This window comes from Anoxynatronum buryatiense (assembly GCF_900182905.1).
Classification (GTDB): domain Bacteria; phylum Bacillota; class Clostridia; order Peptostreptococcales; family Tindalliaceae; genus Anoxynatronum; species Anoxynatronum buryatiense.
In genome coordinates this window covers 1-8899 of sequence record NZ_FXUF01000028.1, presented here as the reverse complement: position 1 = coordinate 8899, position 8899 = coordinate 1, and the positions used below count along the sequence as shown (strand labels likewise).

At 37.9% G+C, this 8899-nt stretch carries 4 protein-coding genes and 2 pseudogenes; 3 read left to right on the top strand and 3 right to left on the bottom strand.

Annotated features, from left to right (window positions below):
- From QOL74_RS18165 to QOL74_RS18155, 3 genes and pseudogenes are all read left to right on the top strand, one after another.
- The coding region (locus QOL74_RS18165; RefSeq protein WP_283410926.1) for an IS1634 family transposase at positions 1-1295 on the top strand (1295 nt) is incomplete at its 5' end.
- A gap of 83 nt (positions 1296-1378) precedes the next feature.
- Positions 1379-1858: pseudogene (locus QOL74_RS18160) on the top strand (IS1634 family transposase); the annotation flags it as partial.
- A complete protein-coding gene (locus tag QOL74_RS18155) occupies positions 1833-2057 on the top strand; it encodes an ErpK protein (RefSeq protein WP_283410924.1) in 225 nt (74 codons plus the stop codon). The pseudogene QOL74_RS18160 and the gene QOL74_RS18155, both read left to right, overlap by 26 nt.
- Before the next feature lie 524 nt (positions 2058-2581).
- Here the strand turns inward: QOL74_RS18155 and QOL74_RS18150 are convergent.
- The 3 genes and pseudogenes from QOL74_RS18150 to QOL74_RS18140 form a co-directional block, all read right to left on the bottom strand.
- On the bottom strand, positions 2582-6247 hold the full coding sequence (locus tag QOL74_RS18150; protein WP_283410923.1) for a metallophosphoesterase: 3666 nt from the start codon (positions 6245-6247) through the stop codon (positions 2582-2584).
- Between the two features lie 635 nt (positions 6248-6882).
- Positions 6883-8163, bottom strand: a complete 1281-nt coding sequence (locus QOL74_RS18145) for an IS110 family RNA-guided transposase (RefSeq protein WP_283410922.1) — start codon at positions 8161-8163, stop codon at positions 6883-6885.
- A gap of 201 nt (positions 8164-8364) precedes the next feature.
- Positions 8365-8811: pseudogene (locus QOL74_RS18140) on the bottom strand (IS1634 family transposase); the annotation flags it as partial.
- Between the last annotated feature and the right edge of the window lie 88 nt (positions 8812-8899).

The window sequence follows — 8899 nt, the reverse complement described above, 5'->3', positions numbered from 1 at the left end:
CAAAGACAGTAACGAAGCTATTGGCTCATAAATTCGCGAGCACAATGGCTCAAAAATTCATCAGCACGTGGCTCAGAAATTCGTTGACATTCGGATTTGGCCACAGCAAACAAAAGCGACCCGATAAAAAACAAATCAAACTGGGCATTGGCACCGCTGAAGGTATCGTGGTGGATGGCCAGGTCCTCTCCGGCAACAAAGATGACAAAACCTGGAACAACGAAAACCTTGAACTGGTGGAAGACGTCCTGTCTTCCCTTCACATCAACAAAGATACCTTCTGCTACATCGCCGACAGCGCCCTTTTTTCAGAAGAAAACCTGAAGAAAGCTGCCCAAAAAGGCATTACCCTCATCACTCGGATGCCTGACAACGTCACCGAAGCTAAAGAGCTGCTGCAACTGGCCGTGGAAGCCTTTGATACCCTTGAACCCTTAACATTGACCAATGCCAAAGATCAGGTTGTACCCTACCGGGTACGCAGCGAAATCATCCAGTACAAAGGATACCCCCTTGCCTGCGGAATCTGCTATTCTGCTTCCATGAAAGAACAGAAAGAAAAGAGCCAGCAGAAGAAAATTGCCAAAGAGGGGGAAGAACTGGCAAAAAAACTTAACCCCTTCCAAAAACGCACCTTTGCCTGTGAAGAAGATGCCCGGCTGGAAATCCAGAAGCTTTCCAAAGACATCCAGAAACTGAAGTTCCACCAGGTGCAGTTTGACATCAAAGAAGTTCCCAAACGAAAGCCCGGTCGACCTGCTAAGGGCAAAGATCCCCAGTGGGTGTACCAGCTGGTGCCCCACATCACAGAGGACGAAAAAGCCATTACGGCCCATCTGATCCGGGAATGCACCTTTATCCTGGCCAGTAACCGTACAGACTTCTCAGCCACCCAACTGCTGCAGGAATACAAAACCCAGAGCCAAACGGAGAAAAAGTTCCAACAACTTAAAAGTCCCCATTTTGTCAACGCCATGTTCCTGGACAGTCCCCAGCGGATCGAAGCCTTTGCCTATCTGATGCTGATGGTCATCTTACTCCTGTCCGTGGCTGAGTATGTGGTACGCCGGGAGATGAAGAAAACCGGCGAAAAAATTGTTGGCCTGGGCAAACGGGAGGTATTCAACCCCACCCTATTTGCCATTTACACCATTTTCTATTCTGTTCGGGTGAACTTGTATGAGCACAACGGGCGCATTGAAAGACGGTTAGCTCATCCTCTTTTTGACAATGTGAAGACGGTGCTTAAACACCTTGGCATCCCGGAAGATACGTTTACAAGGGGGTCAGCATAGCTTTTTCAGGGATTTAAAGGATTTTCGAGTACGTGTAGCTTTAAATTGTGTTAGGTTTTTAATGTATTGTGCGGAGTGTGTGCTTCATCATCATTACCTCAGAAAAAATGACCGCCGAAGAAGCCCTGGAGCTCTACAAAAGCCGGGATGGTTCAGAAAAGCTCTTCCGAGGCGACAAATCATACCTGGGGAACAGAAGCCTCCGTGTCCATGGCAGTGAATCCGTGAACAACAAAATCTTCATCGAATTTGTGGCATTGATCCTACGCAACAAGTTTTACACCTACCTGAAAGATCAAATGCGTAAAAGTGAGAAGAAAGAGAACTTCATGACTGTGCCGGCAGCACTCCGAGAACTTGAAAAGATTGAAATGATCCGGCAAACCGATGGCAACTACCGCCTGGATCATGCAGTGACCGCCACCCAGAAACAGATCCTGAAGGCCTTTGACATGACAGAGAAAAACATCCGAGAACAGGCCATCGGCATCAACCAGCAACTGCAAACCATCAATCAGGTAAAAGGAGAACATGCCCATGGCCAGAAGAAGTATCTCCCTTGATGAAAAGATCAGGAAACAACAAGAAGTGGTGTCAGCAGCCAAAGACAAGTACGACGCGGCCCTTAACGAACTAAATCATTTGATCAAAAAGAAGCAAGATTTGCAGGGCAAAGAGCTGCTAAATGCCTTCGTAAAAAGCGATAAAAGTCTGGATGAAATCCTTGCCTTCATGAATGGGAAAAAGGACGATGAAGCATGAAGAAGGCATTAGAGAGTTAAATTTTTCAGGAAGTTAAGGCCTATTGATAATTAGCACTGTTGAGTGCTTCTCATCAATATACCCAGGTGGCTCTCAACGATCACCAGACTGGCTCCATTTCATGCACAGCGTGGCTCTAATTCTTCACACTGGTGGATCTATCGGAAAAGAATACCCAAATCAGTTGTTCAACAAACCCGGAAACTCTACTTTAATTTGGTAGGTTTTTTGGACAACTATCTTGACAATTACCGGTTCTTTCCTTTGACACGTTCCTACCAGCACCTAATCGCAAAAACATTATTGTGCAAAGTTATTCCAGCTCCCTTTTATAAAACTTAGCCCCATTCTCTTTACTTTCTTTAGTAGTCAATTTGCTTTTCCCGCACGATATATAACACAAAAGAACCGTCCCCTTGTGTCTCCCTTGTGTCTCCATAGGCCGTCTGGTTCCGGTCAGATAGCGATAGCACCCACACTATGTGCCGTTTTAATGGCATATAGCCTCTGTTAGATGATGTTTTTTATAATTCTATCTCAAAGTCAATTTTTTTGTCATATTTTATGATCATTGTAAAAACTAAATACATATATTGTAAATAATAGAAAAGTAAATATATATGTTGATTTTCATCTCTAGATTTTCCTTTAGATTCTTTATTGTTATTCATATTAGAATTGCTTTGATACTTACTAATCATTAATACTAAAGAATCTATTCCAAAATCTCTTTCAAAATCTATTCCAAAATCTATTCCAAAATCTATTCCAAAATCTCTTTCAAAATCTCTTCCAAAATCTCTTCCAAAATATCTTTCAAAATCTCTTCCAAAATATCTTTCAAAATCTATTCCAAAATCTCTTTCAAAATATCTTTCAAAATCTCTTCCAAAATATCTTTCAAAATTTCTTTCAAAATTTCTTTCAAAATTTCTTTCAAAATCTCTTTCAAAATATCTTTCAAAATCTCTTTTATAATCTCTCTCTAATATATTCTTTGAGATTTTGTTTAAAATATCTTTTTTGCTTATAATTTGTTTAGCATTTAAAGTGTAACTATTAGTAAAGCAAATATATTCACTTGGATTTATAGATGAATCCTTGCTAAACTTAAATTTTATCTTTTCACCCTCGATCCAAATAAACATTTTTAAAAATTTATTGCTCAAATCATTCATTTCGCAATTATTTAAAATAAAAAATCTATGGATAAGATTAATTTTATAGTTTGATATTTTAGTCGCAGGTTTTATCTTATCGAGCCATTCGGAAAACTGTATTTTCAACTCATTTAATATATCATTTTTTGTCTTTTCATCATTAGGATTGAAGATACAATTGCTATCTTTTTTCTCTTTTTTATATGAAACAATTTTCTCTCTTGACACATCAAGTTGAATAGCCTCTGCAGGATAATCTATTAGTATGTCGCAATAATCAACATTTTCTAAAAATCTATTCTTACTCTCTTTCATAAGAATACCATTATTTAAGTCTTTCCAATTAGGGTCTTTAGCAAAGAACTTAAAAAACATAATACTTTTTGAATCTTTATCAGTCAACGTATTTACTTTTCCATCTTTAATCTCCAACTTAAAAAGAGGACTATTTAGCTTATGTTTAAATTGATTTCTTATTTGGCGTTTATCAATAACGGTCTCGCTCTTATCTGTTCGTTTAATTTTTATAGGTATTTCAATATCAAGCATTGTTTCACTAATGTATTTTTTAATATCATTTTCCATTTTCTCGTTTTCTTTTTTTAAATAGAGCGTTATTTCAGTCCCTTGCTTACATTCGTTTTTTTCTAATTTCTTTATAAAAAAGCAACCTTCATAGTTTGGAATTAAAACTTCAATTCCATAAGTGTCTGTTTTGTTTTTAGAATCTTCAAAGTATCTTGTTTTAATTTTGACTTCATCAGCTACTAAAAATACAGACAAAAATCCAATACCAAAATTACTTATTGGATTATAAGTAATACCTTTTTCTTTTTGCAATTCATCAAATTCTTCAGATGTATAAAAACTCCTTCCAATACTTGTTAAGTATCTTTCAATTTTATAAGTATCCATTCCTATTCCATTGTCTGATATTTTAATAAAACTTTTCGGAGAGCTTCTTTCTGTATCTTCTAAATCTTCTATACTTTCTTTTCCAAATTCAATAGTAATAAAATTATCATTAATATCTTTCTTTTCAATTCCTCTTCTCAATAAAATTGCATCCATAGAATTTTGAATTAGCTCTCTAATAAAAACAAATTTTTCTTTGTATAAATTATCCCCTATTAATAGTGGTAATAGCTTAGGAATATAAGCTTCAAAGTTTTGGTTTTCCAAATCATATCCCTCTTTGGTTACCTTAGGAACAAGATAATATAATTTTACTCCAATATCTTTAATGGTTTCTTCAAAATAATTTAATTTTTCTTCGAAGTACCTTACTATTAAAACAGAAACTTTATGAGCTGTTGGGTCATAACTCTTAAATTCTACCACTGTTGTTCTTCTATCGATATCTGCACTTAATACAATAGTATTAAGTGGTATTTTTGAATGGATAAAATTTTTGCTCATTTTTATATTTATTTTATTTTTAATCTTTTCATCATTGTAAAAGAAGTCTCCATATTTGGATAAAGCTAAATATAAATCAGTTAGAAATTGAGTTATAGTAATAAAACCCGAATAAATCTTTTGTTCATACTTATTCTCGTTTATCATTTCATTATATTTTTCAACACTTTCAACCATTAAATTAGAATTTAAAAACGGCACTATTTTGTCAACATAATCATCATTCAGTATTTCAATTAATTCTTTCTTTATACTTTTCAAAATGCTTTCATGATAATCGTTTTTTTTGTTTCTATTTATGTCAAGAATTACTATTCTGTAATGTATTATTAATAAAATTAGGTAATAAATCTTAGGTTCACTATCTATTACTTCCTTTGTCTTATCAAATTTTGTAATGCAATTTCCTATAAATTTAACAATATTATCTAAATTAAAACCAGTAGATATATTATCTTTATCTTTTATGTTTTGTTGATATTTTACATACTTGAAGTGATCTCTTCTCTCAAATTCTTCTAGTAAAGGAATTGAATTAGTTTCTTCATTTTTTTGCTTTGGTGGAACACATATTGAATCAACTCCTTCAAATTGAGAACCGTTGTATCTAAAATTGTAAACATTGGCTTTCACAGCGTCTTTGTTGGGATGTATTTCAATAATTTGAAATGATTTATTTGTTACATCGTTTTTCCCAATACTACCAGCCGAAAATACAAATATCCCGTTTTTTGTATCTTCAAAATATTTATTATCTGTAATCATTCTTTGAATAGGTGAATGCTTGTGTCCGTGTAAAACTATTTTTATATTATTAGACTGAAATTGCGAAATTATGTCTGCATAGTTCCTAATTATACTTTTATCACCATTTTTTGAGAATGTTTCTGGAAAAGGATAAAAATGATGGTGCAAAGCTCCGACTATTGTGTATTCTTTATAGTTATTTCTCATTTTTTTTAGTTTAGCAAATATCTTATGAATTTGTCCCAAATAAATTTCACCATAATCATCCCACGCTTCTTGCAATGAATGCGTTTTACTAATAATTGATGACACTAACTCATCTATTTCTTTCTCGGGGATATATACTTTATTGAGAACTTCACTTTTTATCCATTGTTTATGAGAGTCATTATCTGTATTTTTTTCAATATTAACAGAATTAAATCCTACTATTATTATTTTGTACTCATCATATATTTTAAAAGTGGTCTGGTTATCATCATAGTTTTCTTTATAATACTCTTCTCCGTAGAATTTTTTAAGAAAAGTTTCGTATTTTTCAAACTTGTTTTCATCTCTTCTAATAACATCATGATTCCCTGGAACAAAAACAAAATTCTTTCTATCTATTTTGTTTTGAAAATTCTCGTTTATTACCGTTTTCAAGTCATCAAAAAAAGTTATTGCTCTATTTATTAAATCCTCATTAAATGAACTTTTCCCATCAAATATATCGCCCGTTACAAGGATTGTACTTATTTCATTAGAAAACTTATGTTTGTTATCTTTTATATCTTGTCCTATTTTGTAGGGTAAATCTCTGAGCAATGTTTCATTTGCTCCAATATGAATATCGGATAAATGTAATATTTTTAAACTTTTCATATTTTTCCTCCCTATTTATTCTTAGATTTTCTTCGATTTACTCTTGTTTTCTTAGTATTTCATTTGTCTTCAAGAAGCTTCTTATGGACTCCATGCGTATCAGGTACTGGATCAGAGGTTTTTGGATACCACAAGCTAAGCGTCTGGCTTTTGCTTTATTTCGCGGTAATCCCCACACCTCTTATGGCAGCAAACCCTCCCATGTCTAGCAGGATCATCCGATGTGTTTACCGGCGCCCTCAATTCCTTCGTTCTACCTATCCATAAAGTGGGTGTCATGTGTGCTCCTTCACCGAGTCGATGCTCTAATGGAATATTATCTGACTACCTGCTTCTTGTGAATTAAGTTGGTTCTCCCATTCTTCCGGCACTTTTGTGGACGCTTTCCCGGTCGAATGTTTTTTCGCAAGGTGCTGCGGTTCTCCTATGAGCGGTTTATGCCGTAAGGATCCCTTTACCGTGAGTGCCGGCATGGTAGGCTGCTGTGCCTGGCATCACCTCCACCCCCGTAGCGCTTTTCTTCCCTGACTCAAGGTGATGCCCTTGATGCCTGTACCCATGCCGGCCGAGGCTCACGATCAAGGGATCTGCGGAATAAATAGCGATGTTTTTCTGCCGGGTGGTGCGACTGTGCTTTATGCAGCCATGGGGATTTCTCGTTTGATGTCTGAGAGCATTTTGTCGCCGTCATAGGTGAAGCCTTTGGTACTGATCCCGTAGAGGATGCGGATTAGCTTGCAGCATAGGGCAATCAGGGACTGCTTTTTCTTCAGTGGGTTGTATTCTCTGGTAGTATAGTAATGGTGTAGTTCCTTGAATTCCTGATTTTTAGCTACCAACGGCAGGATGACTTGGAATAGCACTGCTCGTAGGTGCTGACGCCCTCGTTTGGTGATGCTGGTTTTGCCTTTGTGTTTGCCGGAGCTGTTTTCTCCGATGGCCAACCCTGCCAGTTTCTGGATTTGTTTGGGTGAATCAAATCGGCTGATATCGCCTATTTCTGCGAAGATGCCAGCTATGCTGACGAGGCCTATTCCTTTGATGGCCAGCATTTGGTGTATCGCTGGTATTTCCTGGCACAGGGATTCGATGGTATGGTGCAGAACTGTAAGCTGGTGGTGCTTCTTTTCGTAGTCTTCCAACAGCATCTCCAGTTCCATTTTCGCCATCTGGCTGCCTTCTTTTCGACCGATGCTTTTCCTGGCTGTTTCGTAGAGTCTCTTGGCGCGCTTGTTTCCCACTGCTCTTATCTTTTTTGTCCGCCATTGTTGGTTGATTTTTTCTTCCCCCAGGTCTATGACTTCCTGGGGCAGTGGACAGGTCTTTAGTATCTCAAGGCTGCCAATGCCGTAGGGGCTGGCGAAGACTTCTTTGTACTCTGGAAAGTAGATGCTCAGCCATCGTTCGATCCGATTTTTGATGCCATTGAGTTCTTTGATAATGCGTTGCCGACTGTTCATGGCAATTCGCAGGTCAGCATAGATGCCTTCTGGGATGTAGGGGGTCATGTACCGGCCCTGTATCACCAGTTTGGCGATGGTTTTTGGATCTTTCCGATCGCTTTTACTGGGGTGGTTGTCGTCCAGTTCTTTGCTGCGTTTCACGTGGTAGGGATTCACCAGCACCAGGAGTAGGCCTTTTTCTTTCAAGTAATCTGCCAGGTTGAACCAGTAGTGCCCGGTAGGTTCTGCTCCCAGCAGGACGCTGTCTTTCTGGTGTTCCTGTTCCAATCCTTCGATCCACGCTTGCAGTTTCTCAAAGCCTTGCAGTTTGTTTTCAAATCGCAGTACTTTTCCCAGCTCTATCCCTCGCCAATCAAAGGCCCGGGCGTAGTGGATTTCACTGGCGATGTCGATTCCGATGACAATACTGCTTTCTTTCACTTGATTAATGCGTTCGTTTTGTGCTAAATTCATACTGTAAGTCCTCCTGTAGTTTAGTTTTGTGTTTCCGGCCGGAAACAATTCTATTCTACTGTGGGGACTTACTTTTTTCAAATCTCATTTTCTTTCCTTACAGGAATGCTCCTTTTTCATATTCTCCCATTTTTTTCAAATATCATCTAACGTCCTCGCACTCAAGACGTTCCTTAGCCTTAGATCCTGCATTCCCGGAATTTATAACGAGGGCGGATCCACACCTAACGCTATATAAATATCTTTCTGTTTCTGTGTCACTTCACCCAAGAGGCGACCATGCTCGGGTGATTCAAACAGCTCAATGGCATCCAGTTCATCCAGGAGACCCTGGAGGGTCCATTTGGTAAAGAGGCCGGCATCCTGCATCTTCTTTTTCACGTAAGACAAATAGATTAAGGCAATAAACTCAACGAATATCTTGCCGTCCAGGGACAATTGAGAAGAAACCTGCATTCTGCGGAAGTTCAGCCGCTCTTTCAGGTCGCCAAACCCCTTTTCTGCAATGTCTTTGCTGCGGTAGAGAGAAAGGGCTTCAAAGGGGTCCTTCACCTCATTGGAGAGAAGGGCAAAGTAGCCGTAGTTTCGGGCCGCATTCTTCATGGCTTCTTCCTTGGGCTTGATCTTTTTACCTCGTTTAGTGGTCTTCTGTCAAGAAAAAGGACAACTAAAAATGAGTTTTTCTGAGTCAAATCACTTTTTATTCCACGGTCTTCTTGACAGCGAGCCTCTGGTG

Bases quoted from the DNA above. Each gene is read 5' to 3' on its own strand.
- QOL74_RS18155 (WP_283410924.1), top strand. From the start codon at position 1,833: ATGGCCAGAAGAAGTATCTCCCTTGATGAAAAGATCAGGAAACAACAA.
- QOL74_RS18150 (WP_283410923.1), bottom strand. From the start codon at position 6,247: ATGAAAAGTTTAAAAATATTACATTTATCCGATATTCATATTGGAGCA.
- QOL74_RS18145 (WP_283410922.1), bottom strand. From the start codon at position 8,163: ATGAATTTAGCACAAAACGAACGCATTAATCAAGTGAAAGAAAGCAGT.